The sequence below is a fragment of the Streptomyces toyocaensis genome (assembly GCF_000725125.1).
Lineage (GTDB): Bacteria > Actinomycetota > Actinomycetes > Streptomycetales > Streptomycetaceae > Streptomyces > Streptomyces toyocaensis.
Genome location: NZ_JFCB01000001.1, coordinates 190,355 through 208,520, shown reverse-complemented (window position 1 = coordinate 208,520; position 18,166 = coordinate 190,355). Strand labels below are relative to the sequence as shown.

General features: G+C 71.7%; 16 protein-coding genes. 4 read left to right on the top strand and 12 right to left on the bottom strand.

What is annotated here, in order from left to right:
• Positions 1–2: 2 nt before the first annotated feature.
• From BU52_RS00920 to BU52_RS00895, 6 genes are read right to left on the bottom strand one after another with little or no spacing between them, the layout of a single operon-like run.
• The gene (locus BU52_RS00920) at positions 3–1,190 is read right to left on the bottom strand and encodes an FAD-dependent monooxygenase (protein WP_037926253.1); all 1,188 of its coding nucleotides are present in this window, start codon (positions 1,188–1,190) and stop codon (positions 3–5) included.
• 10 nt (positions 1,191–1,200) lie between these two features.
• A complete protein-coding gene (locus BU52_RS00915; protein WP_037926252.1) occupies positions 1,201–2,517 on the bottom strand; it encodes a phenylacetate--CoA ligase family protein in 1,317 nt (438 codons plus the stop codon).
• Positions 2,514–3,275, bottom strand: a complete 762-nt coding sequence (locus BU52_RS00910; RefSeq protein WP_037927726.1) for an amidohydrolase family protein — start codon at positions 3,273–3,275, stop codon at positions 2,514–2,516. The genes BU52_RS00915 and BU52_RS00910 overlap by 4 nt, the downstream gene beginning before the upstream one ends.
• A gap of 32 nt (positions 3,276–3,307) precedes the next feature.
• Entirely contained in the window at positions 3,308–4,411 is a 1,104-nt protein-coding gene (locus BU52_RS00905) for a 3-dehydroquinate synthase II (RefSeq protein WP_037926249.1), read from the bottom strand.
• 51 nt (positions 4,412–4,462) lie between these two features.
• Positions 4,463–5,287, bottom strand: a complete 825-nt coding sequence (locus BU52_RS00900; protein WP_037926247.1) for a 2-amino-3,7-dideoxy-D-threo-hept-6-ulosonate synthase — start codon at positions 5,285–5,287, stop codon at positions 4,463–4,465.
• Positions 5,288–5,302: 15 nt separating this feature from the next.
• Positions 5,303–6,571, bottom strand: coding sequence for an aspartate kinase (locus tag BU52_RS00895; protein WP_037926244.1), 1,269 nt, complete (start codon positions 6,569–6,571; stop codon positions 5,303–5,305).
• Between the two features lie 236 nt (positions 6,572–6,807).
• Here BU52_RS00895 and BU52_RS00890 point away from each other — a divergent pair, with 236 nt between their 5' ends.
• Positions 6,808–8,811, top strand: coding sequence for an anthranilate synthase family protein (locus tag BU52_RS00890; protein ID WP_078903059.1), 2,004 nt, complete (start codon positions 6,808–6,810; stop codon positions 8,809–8,811).
• A complete protein-coding gene (locus tag BU52_RS00885) occupies positions 8,808–9,206 on the top strand; it encodes a DoxX family protein (protein WP_037926242.1) in 399 nt (132 codons plus the stop codon). The genes BU52_RS00890 and BU52_RS00885 overlap by 4 nt, the downstream gene beginning before the upstream one ends.
• Before the next feature lie 37 nt (positions 9,207–9,243).
• On the opposite strand, the gene BU52_RS00880 is transcribed toward BU52_RS00885, so the two are convergent.
• Complete coding sequence (locus tag BU52_RS00880; RefSeq protein WP_037926239.1) at positions 9,244–11,238, bottom strand: multicopper oxidase family protein; 1,995 nt, start codon at positions 11,236–11,238, stop codon at positions 9,244–9,246.
• The gene (locus BU52_RS00875) at positions 11,235–11,675 is read right to left on the bottom strand and encodes a DUF6220 domain-containing protein (RefSeq protein WP_051857781.1); all 441 of its coding nucleotides are present in this window, start codon (positions 11,673–11,675) and stop codon (positions 11,235–11,237) included. The genes BU52_RS00880 and BU52_RS00875 overlap by 4 nt, the downstream gene beginning before the upstream one ends.
• A 224-nt stretch (positions 11,676–11,899) precedes the next feature.
• Between BU52_RS00875 and BU52_RS00870 the strand changes: the two genes are divergently transcribed.
• On the top strand, positions 11,900–12,592 hold the full coding sequence (locus tag BU52_RS00870; RefSeq protein ID WP_107061047.1) for a response regulator transcription factor: 693 nt from the start codon (positions 11,900–11,902) through the stop codon (positions 12,590–12,592).
• A gap of 89 nt (positions 12,593–12,681) precedes the next feature.
• Here the strand turns inward: BU52_RS00870 and BU52_RS00865 are convergent, their stop codons facing one another.
• Together BU52_RS00865 and BU52_RS00860 are read right to left on the bottom strand one after the other, a co-directional pair.
• Positions 12,682–14,391: a solute symporter family protein gene (locus BU52_RS00865; protein WP_037926233.1), complete on the bottom strand. Its 1,710-nt coding sequence runs from the start codon at positions 14,389–14,391 to the stop codon at positions 12,682–12,684.
• On the bottom strand, positions 14,388–14,723 hold the full coding sequence (locus BU52_RS00860) for a DUF485 domain-containing protein (RefSeq protein ID WP_037926230.1): 336 nt from the start codon (positions 14,721–14,723) through the stop codon (positions 14,388–14,390). Before BU52_RS00860 ends, BU52_RS00865 begins: the two co-directional genes overlap by 4 nt.
• Positions 14,724–14,962: 239 nt before the next feature.
• On the opposite strand from BU52_RS00860, the gene BU52_RS00855 reads away from it, so the two are divergent.
• The gene (locus tag BU52_RS00855) at positions 14,963–15,358 is read left to right on the top strand and encodes a VOC family protein (RefSeq protein WP_037926227.1); all 396 of its coding nucleotides are present in this window, start codon (positions 14,963–14,965) and stop codon (positions 15,356–15,358) included.
• A gap of 90 nt (positions 15,359–15,448) precedes the next feature.
• On the opposite strand, the gene BU52_RS00850 is transcribed toward BU52_RS00855, so the two are convergent.
• Entirely contained in the window at positions 15,449–15,856 is a 408-nt protein-coding gene (locus tag BU52_RS00850) for a DUF6223 family protein (RefSeq protein WP_037926216.1), read from the bottom strand.
• Between the two features lie 101 nt (positions 15,857–15,957).
• Entirely contained in the window at positions 15,958–18,141 is a 2,184-nt protein-coding gene (locus tag BU52_RS00845; RefSeq protein ID WP_235216231.1) for an MMPL family transporter, read from the bottom strand.
• Between the last annotated feature and the right edge of the window lie 25 nt (positions 18,142–18,166).

Sequence of the window (18,166 nt, the reverse complement as noted above, 5' to 3'; positions counted from 1 at the left end):
CATCAACTCCTGCTGCTCGTGGCGGCCTGCTCGGCGTCGTACCCGAACAGCCACTCGTGCCGCTCCAGACCCGATGAGGTCTGTGTGGAAGCGTCGCGACGGCGTTGTTCGTCTCCGTCGGCGAGGTGGAAGGTCGTCGCGTTGGCGCGGGACTGCTGCTGAACGCGGGTGGTACGGGGCAGACGGATCCGCTCGTAACGGCGCAGGGCCGTGGCGAGGCCGCCCGCGCCCGCGCCTGCCAGACAGGAGGCGAGCACGACGGCGTCCTCGATCGCCTGGTTGGCGCCCTGCGCCTGGAAGGGCAGCATCGGATGGGCCGCGTCGCCGATGACGGTCACCCGTCCGGTGCTCAGCCGGCCGAGGCTGTCGCGGTCGTGCAGGGCCCACCGGCTGACCGTGTCCGCCGCCGCGATCAGCCGGGTGACGTCCGGGTGCCAGGCCGCGTACGCGGCCGCGAGCTCGGCGCGGTCACCCGGTGCCGACCAGGACTCCTCCCGCCAGTGCGACGAGGAGACGGTGGCGCCGAAACTGACCTGCCGGCCGGAGGACACGGGATAGCACACGCAGTGCTGGTCCGGTCCGAACCACAGCCGCACCCGAGGATCGGCGGTGAGGAAGGGCACCCGGTCCGCCGGCACCAGGCCCCGGTAGATCGTCTGTCCGGAGTACCGCGGCCGGTCGGCCACGATCTGCTCGCGGGCCACCGAGCGGATGCCGTCAGCTCCCACGACCAGGTCCGCCGCCACCGTCGTACCGTCGGACAGGTGCAGCCGCGCTTCGCCGGTGCTCTGCGTCACCGCGACGAGGCGGGTCCCCAGGTGCACCCGGTCGGGCGGGACGTGGGAGAGCAGGGCGTCGTGCAGATGGGCGCGGTGCACGGTGTAGTACGGCGCCCCGAAGCGGCGGCGGCACGGACCGCCCAGCTCCGTCCGCTGCAGCAGGCTGCCGTCGTCCCAGCGCCGCATCTCGATCGCCCGCGGCGCCACCGCGACGGCGCGCAGACGGTCGTGGAGCCCCAGCCGGTGCAGCAGCCGGGTGGCGTTGGGTGTGACCTGCACACCGGCGCCCACCTCGGTCAGCCGTTCGGCCTGCTCGTAGAGGTGGCAGTCGATACCGGCCCGGCGAAGGGCGAGGGCGAAGGTGAGGCCGGCGATTCCGGCCCCGGCCACGGCCACCCGTATCTGCGGCATGTCGTCCGCCTCAGTAGTAGAGGAGCGCTTTGCCCCAGTCCTCGTCGGGCCCGAACAGGCTGCGCGGTTTGACCACGTCGGGCATGGCCGTCAGCGCGTCGTGGGGGATCAGGGTGCCCGGGGGCAGCCCGGTGACCTCGCTGTCCACTCCGAGGGCGGACCGTACCGAGGCCGTCAGTTCCGCGACGGCGGCCCCGCGGTGCTCCTCGGCCACCTCGATCTCGATGCGCAGGGCCGCCGGTTCCGCCCGCGCCCGCCAGAACAGCACTCCGTGGGACTCCGGGAGGGAGAAGACGAGCTCCTCCAGCCGGTGCTGGGTGACGGTCGCGTCGCCGACCCGGTGGCCGAAGGCGGCCCTGCCGAGCACCTGGACGGTGGGCAGGTTCCAGCCGCAGTCGCAGTCGTCGTGGGAGACCCGCACGTTGTCCTCGAGGTTGTAGCGCAGCAGGGGCATCGCCTCCCGGAACAGCGGCGTGACCACGAGCTGGCCCTCGCCCTCCGTACCGACCCTGCCGGTGGCCGGGTCGTACACCTCGAACAGCGCGCGGTCCGCCCACAGGTGCATCCGGCCGTGCGGGCACTCGCCGGCGAGGCTGCCGGTCTCCGTGGAGCCGTACTCCTCGATCACCGGCACCCCCCACAGCCGGCTGATGCGCCGGCGGCGGGCGGCGGTCAGCGGCTCGCCGCCGACGAACAGCGCCCGCAGCGCGGGGAAGTCGGCGTCCGGCCGGTGGCCGGCGGCGGTCGCCGCGACGGCCCAGATGAGGCACTCGGTCGGTACCGACCAGGTGAGCGTGACCCCGAGGTCGTGCAGGGTGCGGACGACGCGGGCGTACGGCATGGCCAGCGACCGGTTGTCGCCCGGCACCACCGTGGCCCCGCGCAACCGGCCGGCGGCGTGCGCGAGATGCCCCGTGAGCAGCAGCGCGTAGGGGGTGCGCACCAGGAAGACGTCCTCGTCGGACATCCCGATCCACTTGCGGGCGAAGCGCTCGGCCAGGTCGGTCCAGTCCTCCGCGGTGTAGTACGAAGGCGTGGGCCGTCCGGCGGTGCCGCTCGACTCGTGGTAGGTGGCCAGCCGCTGCTTCGGGACGGCGAGCATCCCGAAGGGGTAGTTGTCCCGCAGGTCCTGCTTCGTCGTCAGCGGCAGGTCGGCGAGATCGGCGGTGGTGGCGGGCAGGGCCGCCGCGTCCAGCCGTCCGCGGTAGAACGGCGAGCGGGCCGCCCAGGCGACGGTCTGCGACAGCTGCTTCTCCTGGATGCGCTGCAGTTCGTCCGGCCCGTGCCACTGGCCGAGTTGAGGCAGACGTGCACGCGAGTCGTTCACCACTTCTCCTCTCCTAGCAGTCGATGCGCGTTGTCCCAGGCGATCTGCCGCCACTGCTCGGGCGGCAGCGGCAGCACCTGGAACTTGGCCAGCTCCACGGCCGGGTGCTGGAGCGGATACTCGGAGCCGAACACCACCCGCCCGGCCCCCAGCCGGCTCACCGCCGCCTCGGCCACGCACGTGTAGCCGCCGGAGGTCTCCAGCCAGATGTTGGGTTCGTCCCGGATCAGGTCGAGCGCGTGGAAGTCGATGTTGCCGATGCCGCTGTGCCCGAGCACGAAGCCCACCCGCGGGAACCGGCGGGCCAGGGAGACCAGGTCGGCCACCCCCGCACCGGGCCTGGCCAGGCAGACCACGTACACGGGGTGGGCGAACTCGGCGGCCACCCGGACGAGTTCGGTCACACGGGGATCGTTCAGACCGACGCCGTGCACCGCGGGCGAGATCTCCAGGCCGCGGAACTCGGCGGCCCTGGACCGGTACGCCTCGGGTGAGCGGTGCGGATTGGCGAACCAGAACGGCACCAGGCGCCCGTCGGTGCCACCGCAGGCGTCCAGCACCGCGTCGTTGTCGGCGTCGGTCTCGACGTGCCCGCCCTCGACGAGCTGGCGGGCCAGCCGGTCCAGGTCGATGGTGCCGCCCGCGCACACCACCGCCCGCTTCAGTCCGCACGCGTCCAGCGTCGTCAGCAGCCGCGCCACGGCGCCGGGCCGGGGAGCGAGACGTACGTGGAAGTCCAGCACGGGTTGTGCGGCCATCGCGGTCACCTCTCGCTCCTCGCGGCCCCCGCTCACTTCTCGATGCAGAACTCGTCGATCGGGTAGCCGACGTGCCGCTGCTCGACCGGCAGGCAGCCGAGGACCTTCGTGCCCTCCGTCAGCTCCGTGACGTTCAGCACCGTGCCGCCCGGCCCGAGCACCCGCACGTGCCAGTCGTCCTGCACGATGAGGTTGACCTTGACGCCCGAGGGCGCGACCGCGTCGATGGCGAGCAGGGGCCGCGTCTCGATCTTGACCCGGCCCACGGTGACGATCCGGGACTTCCCCTTGGCGTCGACGGCCAGCACGCGGCCGCCGGAGCGGAGTTCGCTGAGGTAGTTGGTGCGCCCGTCGGCGGAGAGCGTGTACGAGTGCAGCGCGCCGGCGTTGACCCGGAACGGCCTGGTCGGCATGTACGGCAGCGGGTGGGTCTCGCTGCAGCACAGGATCATGCCGGTGGAGTGCGAACCGACGAGGATCCCCTCGTCGAGGCCGAAGTTCGTGCAGGTGTCGACGCAGGCCCGCTCGCCCATCCCCACCCGGCGGATGCCGGTGACCTCCAGTTCCACCAGGTCCAGGTCCGCGGCCTTGCTGACCGCGGCGGCCTTCAGCTCGGTGGCGTCGCCCACGGTGCGCGGGGCGAGCATCACGCCGTCGGAGCCGTGCTCGAGGACACCGAAGACGATCTCCGCCTCCTCGACGTCGGCGACCTGGGTGATGATGCTGCCGTTCGCTCCGGCCGCGGCGGCCAGCACGATCTCCAGCGGGATCTTGGTGGGGTCCCGGAAGTACAGCAGGCTCCACCTGTCGAGGCGCGCGGCGCGGCAGGCGTCCTCGAGGCTGTCGGCGTCCGTGATCTCCACGAACCTCCCGAACTCCACATCGGGGTACTGCTGGGCGAGTTCGGCGGGCTCCCCGTGCCGGCCCGGCTCGACGATGACGAGGTCGGCGGGCGTCAGCTTCTCGGGCAGCGGCAGGTCCTGCGGGAACAGGACCTTCTTCACCGTCGGGGGCAGCGTCTCCAGATCGGCCGGATCGGCCGCCACGACGGCGTCCACCCTCTGGTGGACCGCCTCCTCGATGATGGCCTCCTTGGCGCCGTTGACGTTGCGGATGTCCAGCCAGCACAGCTTCACAGGTATCTCCTCGGCGGAAGAATCGCGGAAGGTCGCGGAAGGGTCAGGGAGTCAGGACGTGAGGGCGAGCCGGTCGTCGACGCCGTCCCGGCCCGGGACGTGCGGCGTGTCGTGCACCAGCCGCGCGATCGTGGCCGCCATCCGGCCGGGCCGGTCGGCCTGGAAGACGTTGCGTCCCATGGCCACGCCGGCCGCGCCACCGCGCAGCGCGTCGGACACATGGGCCAGCACCGTGTCGGTGTCGTCCGAGCGCGGGCCGCCGGCCACGATGACCGGAATGGGGCAGGCCCGGACGACGTCGGCCATCTGCTCGGGGGTTCCGGCGTAGTCGGTCTTGACGACGTCCGCGCCGAGGTCCGCGGCCAGCGTGGCGGCGTGCGCCACGAGTTCCGGGGCCCGGGAGTCGGGGATCTGCGGTCCGCGGGCGTACACCATGGCCAGCAGCGGGACGTTCCACCGGTCGCACTCCCCCGCCACGGCCGCCATGTCGGCGATCTGCCGGGCCTCTTGGGGTGACCCCATGTTGACGTGCACGCTGACCGCGTCGGCGCCCAGCCGCAGCGCCTCGTCCACGTGGGCGACCAGGTACTTGGCGTCGGGGTCGGGGGCGTGCCGGGTGCTCACGCTCAGATGCACGATGAGCGACATGTCGCGGAACCAGCCGTGGCCGACGTGGCGGAGGCTGCCCTTGTGCAGCACCACGGCGTCGACGCCGGTTCCGGCGAGCTCACCGAGGAGGGGGTCCAGACCGCCACGGCGCAGCGGTCCGTCCGTGACGGAGTGATCGAGCGGCACGACGAGCAGTCGCCCGTCGCCCTGGCGGAAGAGGCGCCGCAGTCGCAGACTGCGAGCGAACGGCGCGTTGTGTACAGCCACTGTGCCCTGCCTCTCTCAAGCGGTCGCGGAACGGCCGGAGGCCGTCGCGGACGTGACGTCTGCCGGCTCGGGCCGGTCGAGGTGGAACTCGCGGTGCAGCGTCTCGACGGCGTCGACGACGCGTTCGCGCGGCACGACCACGGAGAGCCTCATCTGGGAGGTGGCGATCCAGCTCGTCGGGATCCCTGCGCCGGCCAGCGCGGACATCAGCCGGGCGGTGTACTCGGGACGGCTGAGCAGCCCCATCCCGACCACCGACACCTTGCCGACGTTCTCGTCGAAGCGCACGCCCCCGCCGAAGGCGGCCGTCAGCCTGTGCAGTGCGGCCCGCACGGGTTCGGCCTGGCTGCGGCGGATCGTGAACCCCATGCGGAACTCGTTCTCGTGCGGGCCCGACCTGGCGACCAGGTCCACCACCGTCCCCTGCGCGGCCAGCACCTCGAACACGTCCGGGGCCAGGTCCCGGTAGACGTCCCGGCAGTGCACCAGCACGCGTGCGACGTCGGTGTCGTGGGTCACCGCCATGACGGCCCGCCGTGTCTCCAGCGGGGCGGTGTCCTGCCGGTCGACGACGGTGGTTCCGGGCGCCTGCGTGGACGCGTTTCGGACGTGCACTTCGACCCCTTCCATGGCGGCCAGTTCGATGCAGCGGGTGTGCAGCACCCTCGCGCCCGCGAAGGCCATCTCCGCCATCACGCCGGGTGGGACCCACGGCAGACGGCGAGCCGCGGGCAGGGTGCGGGGATCGGCGCTGAAGACGCCGTCTACGTCGGTGTAGATCTCGCACACCGATGCGCCCAGCCGCGCCGCCAGCGCCACCGCGGTCGTGTCGGAACCGCCGCGGCCGAGCGTGACGACGTCCCCGTCGGGGTCCACGCCCTGGAATCCCGTGACCACGGCGACCTTGCCGCCGTCGAGAGCCGACCGCACCCGGGCGGCCCCGATGGCCGTGATGAGCGCGTCGCCGTGCCGCTCCGTGGCCTGGATGCCGGCCTGGTGCCCGGTCAGCGAAACGGCCTGCACTCCGGCCCCGTTCAGGGCGAGGGCCATCAGCGCCGCCGACTCGGACTCGCCCACGGCGAGCAGCTGATCCAGCTCCCGGGACGGACCGGCGGCACCTACGTCGGCCGCCAGCCGCAGCAGGTCATCGGTCCTGCTGCCGCGCGCCGAGACGACCACGGCCACCGCCGCTCCGCGGCGCCGCGCCGTCGCGATGCGCAGGGCGGCCCGCCGGACGTGGTCGAGCGTCTGCAGGGAGGTACCGCCGAATTTCTGGACCAGCACATCCACAGTCGAATTCACCACCCCTCGTGGAATGTCGCACCGGATTCGGGACCGACAGTAGGCGGGCCGTCGGGCCGGGCCCACTACTCGCCCGAGTAGTGGCACCGCATTCAGCGGTTCACGCCATGCGGCGGGGCGTAACCGGAATCACGCGATGGCGGCTTCACGTCATGTACGGCGCCTTTCGCCGCCGCACCATCCGAAGGGGTCATCCGGTCTCACCGAAGGGGAGCGATATGCACGGGACCGATTCGAGTACGGACATTCACCCGGACGTTCCGGCCGACCCCCGCGACGCGCTGGCCGGCCTCGGTGCGGACGGAGGCGCCTTCGCCCTCCTGTACCGGCCCGGCTCGGAGCCGGACGCCCGCGTGGAGGTCCTCACCGGCGAGGTCGAGGAGGTGGGCGGCCTCGCCGGGCTGCCCCTGCCCGACGGGCGCGCGGACGGAGCGCGGCACGACCTGCTCGTGGCGGTCCCGTACCGGCAGATCACCGAGCGGGGCTTCGCCTGCCTCGACGACCGGGCTCCCCTGCTGGCCCTGCGGGTCGCCGGGCAGAGGGCGCTCAGCCGCGAGGCGGCACTGGCCGCCCTGCCCGAGCAGGACGTACGCGTCACCGGCGCCGGCTTCGACATCGGCGACGACGCGTACGCGGCCACCGTCGAGCGGGTGCTGGGCGAGGAGATCGGGCAGGGCGCCGGTTCCAACTTCGTCATCAAGCGTTCCTTCACCGCGCGGCTGGAGGACGGCTCCCTGCGCACCCGACTCGCCATTTTCCGGAGGCTGTTGACCGGTGAACTCGGATCGCACTGGACGTTCCTCTTCCACACCGGCGCCGCGACCTTCGTCGGAGCGTCACCGGAGCGGCACGTCGGCATGACCGGCGGCACCGTCTCCATGAACCCGATCAGCGGGACCTACCGCCATCCCCCGGGCGGGCCGGAGGCGTCCGGCCTGCTGGCCTTCCTGAACGACCGGAAGGAGGCCAATGAGCTCTACATGGTCGTGGACGAGGAGCTGAAGATGATGGCGCGCATGTGCACCACCGGTGGCCGGGTGCACGGTCCCTATCTCAAGGAGATGGCGCGCCTGACCCACTCCGAATACGTCCTGACCGGCGACAGTGAACTCGACGTGCGCGACGTGCTGCGGGAGACCCTGCTCGCACCGACCGTCACCGGCAGTCCCCTGGAGAACGCCTTCCGGGTCATCGCCCGCCACGAGACCACGGGCCGCGGGCACTACGGCGGCATCCTCGCGCTCATCGGCCGTGACGCGGCGGGCAGCCGTACGCTCGACTCGGCGATCATGATCAGGACCGCCGAGATCGACGGAGACGGCCGCCTCGGCATGGGCGTCGGCGCCACCCTGGTCCGCGACTCCGACCCCGGCTCCGAGGTGGCCGAGACCAGGGCCAAGGCAGCGGGCATGTTCGAAGCGCTCGGCCTCGCGCCGGCCGGCGCCGGCGGCCGGCCCGCTCCGGTGGGAGGGGCCGCGTCACCGGCCGACGACCCCCGGGTGCGCCGCGCGCTGCGGAGCCGCAACGCCACCCTGTCGCGGTTCTGGCTCGCCGGTGCGCACCGGGACGGACCGGACCCGGCGCTGGACGGGCGGCGGGTGCTGATCGTCGACAACGAGGACACCTTCATGGGGATGCTCGGCCACCAGATGCGCGCCCTCGGCCTCAGGGCCACGGTCACGCGCTTCGACCGGGCCCCGGCGCCGGAGGGACACGACCTGGTCGTCGTCGGTCCCGGCCCGGGCGACCCGCGCGACACGGCCTCCCCCAGGATGCGCACGCTCCGCGCGCTCACCCGCGACCTGCTCTCCGGTTCCGTGCCCTTCCTGTCCATCTGCCTGGGCCATCAGATACTCGCCTCGGAACTCGGCTTCGAACTGGTCCGGCGCACGGTGCCCAACCAGGGTGTGCAGAAGCGCATCAACTTGTTCGGCCAGTCCGAACTCGTGGGCTACTACAACACCTACGCCGCCCGCGCGGAGCACGACTTCGTACCGGGGACGGACCGGCGCAAGCCCATCGAGGTCAGCCGGAACCCCGGCACCGGCGAGGTGCACGCCCTGCGCGGCACGGGCTTCCGCTCCGTGCAGTTCCACCTCGAGTCCGTCCTCACCCAGCACGGCCCGCGCATCCTCCGTGACCTGCTCGTCTCCCTGCTCAGCGAGGCGGGGGACTCCGGTCTTGCGCGCGTCTACGCCCAGCACGTGGGCGGCAGCCGGTGAGCGGGCGGGCGGCACCGGCGAGCGCAGGGCGGCACCGGGCCGCGGGCATCGCCCTGCTGGTGATCCAGGTGCTCCTGGTGCCGTTCTACCTGGCCGCCGGCTCGGCGAAGCTCGCCGGTTCGGAGAAGATGATCGAGTTCTTCGACCAGATCGGGGCCGGGCACTGGCTGCGGTACCTCACCGGCGCCCTCGAGGTCGCGGGCGCCCTCGGCCTGCTCGTGCCGCGTCTGTCGGGTCCGGCCGCGCTCGGGCTGACGGGCCTGATGACCGGGGCGGTGATCACGAACCTCGTCGCCGGCACGCCCTCGGTCCTGGCGCTGGTCCTGCTCCCGCTCGTCGCCGTACTCGCGTGGGGGCGCCGGGACAGCACGCTGGAACTGCTCGGCCGGCGGTGATCCGGGCCGGCGCCGCCGGTCGGGGCGCCGCCGGCCGTCACCCGTGGCCGGCGTGCCCGTCCGCGAACGGTGTGGTGACCCCGTCGTAGGAGACGTGGAGCATCATTCCCTGCTCCGCGTGGGGCAGGTTGTGGCAGTGGTTCATCCAGATCCCGGGGTTGTCGGCCTTGAACGCCACCTCCCAGACCTCACCCGGCCGCACGTCGAACGTGTCCATCCACAGGGGACTGCCCGAGCAGCGCGATCCGTCCCTGGACAGGATCAGCACGGGATGGCCGTGCAGATGCCAGGGGTGGGTCTCCAGGCTCCGGTTGACGACGGTGAACCGGACGACGTCGCCCTCGGCGACCAGCAGGTCGGGGATCGACGGGTGCCCGAGTCCGTTGACCGCCTGCGCGTAGGAGGGCCGGCCGTCGACCATGGCGACGGCGCGGTCCAGGACGAGGGTGAACTCCCGGTCGGCGGTGTCCGGGTCGAACGGGAGGCGAGCGGGCGTTCCGTAGCGCAGGAGGTCGAGCTCCGGCCAGCCGGAGGTGTCCTCGGTCCGCGGCTCGTGTCCGGCGTCGCCGGGGCGCAGCCACACCCCTTTCTCCCGGTCGTCGTCGAGCACCAGCGCGACGGCCGTGTCCGGCATGACGAACACCAGGTCGTAGCGCCCGCCGGCGGGCAGCCGCAGGCTCACCTCACGGACGGGTCCGGGGCGGTTGAGGTCGCGGCCGTCGACGGCCGCGACCCGGAACGAGGTTCCGGACAGCGCGACCCGGTGCGGATCGGAGTCGGTGTTGACCAGCCGCAGCCGTACCGCCGTACCGGGCGCCGCGGTGTGTCCGGCGCGCCCGTCCCGGTCCCCCACGACCACGGCTCCGGCGAAGGTGTGCACGGGAAGGGTGAGGTCGAGCCGTTCCCGGCCGCCGCCGTCCTGGTCCGTCCGCCGCGCTTCCCTCGGTGTGACGACGAGCGTCCCGTACAGCCCCTTGCGCACACCGGGGTCCGACGCCTCGTGGGTGTGGTACCAGTACGTGCCCACCTGGTCGGCGCGGAACCGGTAGACGAACTCCTCGCCGGGGCCGACGGCGTGCTGCGTCAGGCCCGGCACACCGTCCTCACCGCACGCCACGTCGTAGCCGTGCCAGTGCAGCGTGACGCCGTCGTCGATGTCGTCGTTGCGCAGCGTCACCTCGATGACGTCACCCTCGGTGGCGGTGAGCGCCGGGCCCGGCAGCCGGCCGTCGTAGGTCCACGCGTCGATCTCGCGTCCGGAGTCCAGGCGGACGGTGGCCGTCTTCGCGGTGAGCACGTGCCGGCGCACGGCACCGTCCGGGGACGGTTTCCCGGGACCGCGCAGATCGGCCACGGACAGGGCCGTACCGGAGCCGGACGGATGTGCCGGTCCGCCACCGGTGACGACGGAGTCGGTGGATCCGGACATCAGAACGGCGCCGGTGCCCCCGGCGCCCAGGGCGGCGACGCCGACGGCGGTGTTGACGAACCGCCGTCGGGTGAGGGCGGACCGGCGGTCCGGCTCCGCGCGCTGCTCCTCGTCCTGCTTCTCGTCCTGCGCCTCCCCCGTCATGGCCCGGGCGGTCAGCAGGGCGCAGGCGGCCACGGACGAGACCGTGATCAGCGCCGTCGGCCAGGTGAGGGGATACCCCGCGGCGAAGGTGACCACGAGGCCGGCCAGCGCGGCACAGGCGGCGGTGAGGAGCGAGACGGCGCAGCTCGCCGGCAGGCGCTCGCCGCTCGTCCTCCTGGCGGCCCACAGGCCCGGGCCCGCGATGACCACCGCGGCGGTCCCCGCGACGCAGAGCAACGGCAGCCCCAGGAGCGCCTTCTCCGCCACGAACCACCAGCCGCGGCCGGCCAGGACCGACACGGTGGCGACCCGGACGAGCGTGACGAGGACGGCTCCGACGAGCAGTCCGAGGCCGAGCCGGTGACGCCGGAGGGCCGCCGCGACACCGGCCCCGAACCACGAGGCGACGCCCGCCAGGGCGACGCCGTGGTCCAGGAGGATCAACTGGGCCGTGGTCACGGCGCGGACCGGGCGCCGCCGGCGGTTCGGTCGGTGGACGCGGTGGAGTTCGACGGGCTCCGCGCCTCGCGGAGGATCCTGCCCGCCACGCCCATCATGAACAGGCCGTTGACCGCGTGCAGGCCGAAGACCAGTTGGCCCCCGGTGGACGTCCCCGTGTCACCGAACGCCTCGGCGATCACCGCGATCAAGGGCTGTGCGATCGCCAGCCCGGCGAGCAGGCCGGTCATGCCGATGAGCCGGCCGGGCACACGGGCCACGGCCGCGGTCAGCGTCGTCACGAGCGCGAGGAGGACGACCATGTAGCCCAGCGCACGGTGCGGCCGGAAGGCCTCGTCGGTGGGCGCGGTGTCGAACGCTCCGCTGCCTGCCAGGAAGAACTGCCCCACGACCGCGAGCATGAGCACTGCCGCCAGTACGGCTATGGTCCTACGCATCGATGAGCGCCCTTCGGGTTGGTGTGGTCACGGACGTGCCTGTTTCCGTCGGCGAGTTCACCTGGGAATCGTCGCGTCGGCACTCCGGGGCGTCCTCCGACGGCGGACGGCTGTGCATACGCAGATCTGCGTACCGGGTCGGCGCCTGAACGCGCACTTCGCCGTAGTCGATCACGGGCGGGCGTGCATGCGGCGCCGTCCGCCCCGGCAGTATGATCCCGGGCATGAGCGCAGCAGACCCGTCCTCGCTCGACCGTGCCCCGATCAAGGTTCTGCTCGCCGACGACGAGCGTCTCGTTCGGTCCGGATTCAAGGTCCTGATCGACGTCGAGGACGACATCGAGGTGGTCGGGGAGGCCACCAACGGTGCCGAGGCCGTCGAACAGGCCCGTGCGACCCGTCCGGACGTCGTCCTCATGGACATCCGCATGCCGAAGGTCGACGGGATCCAGGCGACCGAACAGATCGTCAAGACACATGGGCTTCAGCATGTGCGGGTCCTGATCCTCACCACGTACGAGACCGATGCGTACGTCTTCGAGGCACTGCAGGCCGGTGCCAGCGGTTTCATGCTCAAGGACGCCGGGCCGGCCGAACTCCTCCATGCCATCCGGGTCGTCGCCGCCGGGGACGCGCTGCTCGCCCCGCGGATCACGCGGCGCCTGATCGGCCAGTTCACCTCGCAGCGGGTGGCCGCGCAGGCCGCCGAGGACCGGCTGTCGGTCCTGACCCAGCGCGAGCGCGAGGTGCTTGCTCTGGTGGGACAGGGCCTGAGCAACGACGAGATCGGCTCCGAGCTCTGCCTGAGCCCGGCCACCGCGCGCACCCACGTCAGCCACGCGATGGCGAAACTGGGTGCGCGGGACCGCGCCCAACTGGTCGTCATCGCCTACCGCACGGGGCTGGTCAGCCCCTAGTTCCCAGGGGGTGTCCGCACCCCGGCACCGCGTGGGGTCCGGCGGCGAACCGCCGGACTCCCCACAGGTGTCGGGGGCGGCTTCGTCGCTCACACGGCGCTGGGTGTCTGGCTCTCCCGGTCCTGCCCGTCCGCGCCGCCGGTGGCGACCGGGGACGTGCGGCTGGGGACGGTGACCCCCGTCAAGGCACGGACCTGCAGTTCGGCGAAGCCCGCGTCGTTGCGCTCGTCGCTGGTGACCGTCCCGATGTAGCCGAGCAGGAAGGCGATCGGCGTCGAGAGCAGTCCGGGCTCGATGTCGAAGATCTTGAAGTTCAGGTCGGGGAACATGGCGGTGGTGGGGTCACCCGACACTCCGTTGGAGAACACGATCATGAATACGGTCACCGCCATCCCGCCGTAGACCGTCCACTTCAGTCCCCGGGTGTTGAAGCGCCTCCAGTAGAGGGTGTACAGGATGGCCGGCAGGACGGTGGCGGCCCCCAGGTCGACCACGGTCGGAATGAAGATGTGGGTGAACAGGGGCACCATCGCCCCGCCCACGACGATGGAGAGGAGCCCGATGACCAGCACGTTGCGCCGTATCTCCCTCAGCTCCGCGGCCGGCTCCGGCCGCCTGCCACGTGCCGCGTTGATGTCCTTGGTGAAGGACGTCACCCCGTTGATGAGCAGGCCCGCGAAGACCGCGGCGACCGAGATCAGTGCGAGCCCGCCGAAGATGCCGGACATCCACGGACCGCCCAGTTCGTCGGCGAGCTTGGGCAGGGTGATGTCGCGGTGTTCGGACCTCATGCCGAAGTTGTTCGCGCCGAGTATCGCGACGGCGCCGAGGCCGAGGATGGCCAGGCACTGGTAGAACCCGACGGCGATCACCGACGCCCAGCCGGCCGACTGCCGTGCCGCCCGCGCGTTGGTCGCCACGTAGAAGCGCATGAAGACCCAGGGCATCCCCATGCCGCCGACCGCGATGCAGAAGAGCTTCGAGGCGTGGACCCACGGGTCCTGATCAGACAGCGGCGTGGAGCCCTCTCCGAACTGCCTCCCCGGCTCCAGGAGTTCGAACCCGCGCGCATCCGGCTTCGCGTTCGCCTGGGCGTCGTCGAGCAGCCCGAGGATGTCCATCTTGTACTTGGCCAGCACCACCACGGTCAGTACCAGCACGAAGGCGGCCATCAGGACCGTCTTGAGCGCGAGCATCCGGGTGACACCGAGCATTCCGCCCATGTACACCCACGCGATGACGACCAGGCCCACCACGACGACCACGAGGCCGCCCAGGAGCATGTTGGGTTCGCTGCCGGTGTCGAACATCCGGATGGCGACCTGGCCGACCGCGGCCAGCATGGAGACCATGAACATGGTGTACGTGGTCAGCGTGATCACTGCCGACGCGATCCGTGCGGGACGCTCGCGGGCGCGCAGCACGAACAGGTCGCCGATCGTGTGCCCGCCCACGTTCCGCATCGGCCCGGCGTAGATCAGTACACCGATCACCGAGCCGATCGTGAAGGCCGTCACCATGAGGATGGCGTCGAAGCCGTTCAGTGCGATGTGCCCGACCATGATGATCACGGTCGAGTACATGATGAAGGCACCCAGGTGCGCGAGTGTGTTCTGCGCGGCGGGGACCTTCCGGTCCGCGAGGAGGAAGCCGTCCGGGGTGCGTGTGCTGTCACGCGCCGACCTCACGACGACGGTCACCACGACCACGAGCACGATGGCGACGGCGGTGGAGATGGCGGGTGCCGCCCAGGTGTTCTCCACCGGGGGCAGGTGAGGCATCGAGAGGAAGCCGCTCATCGAAGGTCTCCTTCCAGGTTCGCCCGGACCCGGTCACCGAGGGGGTCCAGCCGCGTGCGGGCGAAGCGCATGTAGGCCGAGGAGACCACCACCACCAGGTTGAACGACACGAACACGAACAGCAGGCCCACGTTGATCGGACCGACGAGGCCCTGCCGGTAGAAGCCCGGCGCGAAGGCGGCGAGCAGGATGACGAGGAACCACCACCCGTAGAAGACGACGCCCGCCCAGGCGGTGAAGGTATGCGATTGACGCCGCAGCGCCCTGAACTCGGGACTGTTGTGCAACGAGACGTAGCGGTCACCGTCCGCTGTCTGGTCGATCGTGCCCATGACACCTCCGCTATGAGAACGCCGTAGTGACGACGACGTCATGTGTGCGCGGTACAGCACTCTCGGGTCTCGGCACCCACGGGCGCATGGCCCATTCACGGGATTCCCGCGTGCCGTGACCGAATGGCGCGCCGCCGCGCGGGGTGGACGCGGCCTATGCTCTGGCCGTCGACCTGCCCGCGGGGGGACGTTCCCGCCTCACCGCGCACTCCGCGACCACCGCCGCAAGGAGATGCCGTATGACCGGTAACGAGAGCGAGGGCGCCCTGGCGAGCGTCCGCTACATCGTCGACGACGTCCGGGCGGCGATCGACTTCTACACCACGCACCTGGGCTTCACGGTGCTCAACGCGTTCCCGCCCGCGTTCGCCGACGTCGTACGCGGTCCCCTGCGGCTGTTGCTGTCCGGCCCGACCAGCTCGGGAGCGCGCGCCACGCCAAAGGACGCCGCCGGCTGCGGGCGCAACCGCATCCACCTGGTCGTCGACGACCTCGAGGCCGAGCGGGAACGGCTGCGGCAAGCGGGTGTGGTGCTCCGCGGCGACATCGTCTCGGGCCCCGGCGGACGCCAGTTGCTGCTGGCCGACCCCGCGGGCAACCTCGTCGAGCTGTTCACCCCGGCAGAGCGCCGCTGAGCGGTGCGAGGGCGCCGGCCGAACGGCGTCGCCCCGGCCGCCACATGGGTGGCGGCCGGGGCGAGGTGAGGGGAACCGGTCCCTGAAGGGTCAGGCGGTGCGCCGTGAACGGGCCAGCGCCAGACCGCCGACGACGATGCCGACCACCGCCAGCACCACGGCGACCATGGCCCCGCCCTGCCCGTTCCCGGTGCCGACGCCGGCGTCGGAGCCGGCCAGCGCGACACCGCCGACGACGGCGCCGACGAGGCCGAGGCCCACGGCGGCGAAGGCCGCGCCCGGCCCCTTCCCTCCGTCGGCCCGCCCGGCGGAGCGCAGCGCCAGCACGCCGGCGACCACGCCGGCCAGGGCCAGCAGCAGGGCCACGACGGACACGCCCCGCCCGCCGCCGCTGTCGTCCTGGGCGATCGAGACCTGTGCGGCTGCCGCCGGTGCGGCGAGCGCCGGCAGGGCGAGCAGGGCTGCCGGTGCGGCAAGGAGCAAGCGACGGACGGACATCGGACTTCCTTTCGAGTGCTGGACGGGTGTCGGCGACTGCGCGGGTACGGCGGGGTGCCGGTCCGGATCCCGCGTGGCGCTGGATCCGGACCGGCGGGGGGTCAGACCCTGACCCCCTCCTCGACCTCGGCGGGGGATTCCGAGGCCGTCTTCGGTGCCCGGCGTCCGGGCATCCACCAGTTGGCCTTGCCGCACAGCTCCATCACCGCGGGGACGAACACCATCCGGACGATGGTGGCGTCGATGAGCACGGCGACCGCCATGCCCAGGCCTCCCTGCTTGACCGCGACGTCGGGGCCGAGCAGGGAGGTGGTGAAGACGGCGATCATGATGGCTGCCGCGGCCGTGATCACCTTGGCGGTCCGCGCCAGCCCCCGGGCGACGGCCTCGCGGGTGTCGCCGGTTCGCTCGTATTCCTCGCGGACGCGGGAGATGAGGAACACCTGATAGTCCATCGACAGGCCGAAGAGGACCGGGAACATCATCATGGGGACCCAGGTGGTGACCGGCATGGCGGTGGGGAAGCCGAGGGCCGGACCGAACCAGCCCCACTGCACGACCGCGACCACGACGCCGTAGGCGGCGCCGATCGACAGCAGGTTCATCACGGCGGCCTGCAGGGCGATGGTGACCGACCGGACCAGCGCGATGAGCAGCACCATGGACATCGCCACGACGACCGCGATCATCAACGGCAGGCGCGAACCGGACTCTTCGGCCACGTCGATGGTGCTGGCGTTCGGTCCACCGACGAGGACCTGTTCACCGCCCGGGGTCCCCGGCAGCACGTCGTCACGGAGCTCGTGCACCAGGTCGGCGGTCGCCTCGTCCTGGTACCCGGTCGTGGGGAAGGCGGTGAAGGTGGCCGCCCGTCCGTCCTCACTGACCCGGGGTGGTGTGGCGTAGGCGATGCCCTCCGTCCTGCTGACCGCCTCGACGACGGGACGCAGATCGGCGTCCTTGGAGCCGACCTCGGTGGCGAAGACGAGGGGGGCTCCGTAGCCCGGGCCGAACCCGTCGGAGAGGATCTCGTACGAGATGTAGCTGCTTCTGTCATGGGGCTGCACGCTGGCGTCGGGCTGGCTCAGCCGCATCGACAGCATGGGGATGGCCAGCACCAGCAGGCTCGCGCCTGCGAGGAGTGCGGCGATCAGCGGCCTGCGCTGCACCACGCCGGCCCAGCGCTCGGCGAACGTGGGGCGTGCCTCGGCCGGCGCACTCGCCTCGCGGTTCCGGCGGGAGGCGCGACGAGGCAGGCGCAGCGAGTTGATCCTGTATCCGGTGAAGCCGAGGAAGGCGGGCAGCAGGGTCACCGCGGCGATCATCGTCACCAGCACCGTGAGCGACGTGGCGACGGCCACCCCGGTCATCAGCCGCTGCCCCATGACGACCAGACCCATCAACGCGATGACCACGGTCGTGCCGGCGAACAGCACCGCGTGACCGGCGGTGGTGATGGCCTTGACGGTGGCGCCCTCGGGGTCGTCGCCCTCCCGGAGCGCGTCCTTGTAGCGGGTCACGATGAACAGGGCGTAGTCGATGCCGACGCCGAGCCCGATCATCGCGCCGAAGACCATCGTGAAGTCCGGCGCGGGGACCAGGTGCGCCACCAGCTTCATCAGCGCCAGGCCGCCCACGATGGCCAGGAGGGCGGTGACGATCGGCAGGCCCATGGCCACCAGTGACCCGAAGGCGATGAACAGGATCACTGCCGCTGCCAGGATGCCCACGCTCTCGGCCGGGCCCTGCGGAGGCGTCTCGGCCTTCTCCGCCATGTAGCCGCCCAGCGCCAGCGTGACGCTGTCGTCCGAGGCGTCCTTGACCAAGTCCACCAAGGGCTTGACCTCGGTCTTCTCCACCTCCTTGTCGCTCAGCGGGATGGTGGTGCGGGCAATGCGGCGATCCTCCGTCACCAGTTTCGCGTCCTGGTACGGCGAGATCACCGGTCCGGTGACGGCCGAGTCGGCGAGCCCGGCGATGGTTTTCTCGATCTTCTGCCGCGCGGCGGGATCGTCGATCCCCTTGTCGGCCCTGATCGCGAGGGTGAGCCTGTCGCCCTGTTCCTGCGGGAAGTGCTGCGCCATCAGCTTCTGCGCCTTGGCCGACTGCGAGTCTCCGCCGGAGAAGTCGTTGTCGGGGGCGGCGCCGTAGCCGAAGCCGACGAACGCCACGGCGATCACACCGATGACCCACGTCAGGAGGACCAGGCGGCGGCGGCGGAAACAGAAGCGCCCCAGTCCCGCCAGGGCCCCGTCCGCACGTGGAGACTCGGTTGTCGTCATCATCTGCTCCTCAGTCGTCGAGCCTCGC

Coding starts and splice junctions, on each gene's coding strand:
- BU52_RS00920 (WP_037926253.1), bottom strand. CDS start 1,190: ATGCCGCAGATACGGGTGGCCGTGGCCGGGGCCGGAATCGCCGGCCTC.
- BU52_RS00910 (WP_037927726.1), bottom strand. CDS start 3,275: ATGGCCGCACAACCCGTGCTGGACTTCCACGTACGTCTCGCTCCCCGG.
- BU52_RS00890 (WP_078903059.1), top strand. CDS start 6,808: ATGCACGGGACCGATTCGAGTACGGACATTCACCCGGACGTTCCGGCC.
- BU52_RS00875 (WP_051857781.1), bottom strand. CDS start 11,675: ATGCGTAGGACCATAGCCGTACTGGCGGCAGTGCTCATGCTCGCGGTC.
- BU52_RS00870 (WP_107061047.1), top strand. CDS start 11,900: ATGAGCGCAGCAGACCCGTCCTCGCTCGACCGTGCCCCGATCAAGGTT.
- BU52_RS00865 (WP_037926233.1), bottom strand. CDS start 14,391: ATGAGCGGCTTCCTCTCGATGCCTCACCTGCCCCCGGTGGAGAACACC.
- BU52_RS00860 (WP_037926230.1), bottom strand. CDS start 14,723: ATGGGCACGATCGACCAGACAGCGGACGGTGACCGCTACGTCTCGTTG.
- BU52_RS00855 (WP_037926227.1), top strand. CDS start 14,963: ATGACCGGTAACGAGAGCGAGGGCGCCCTGGCGAGCGTCCGCTACATC.
- BU52_RS00850 (WP_037926216.1), bottom strand. CDS start 15,856: ATGTCCGTCCGTCGCTTGCTCCTTGCCGCACCGGCAGCCCTGCTCGCC.
- BU52_RS00845 (WP_235216231.1), bottom strand. CDS start 18,141: ATGATGACGACAACCGAGTCTCCACGTGCGGACGGGGCCCTGGCGGGA.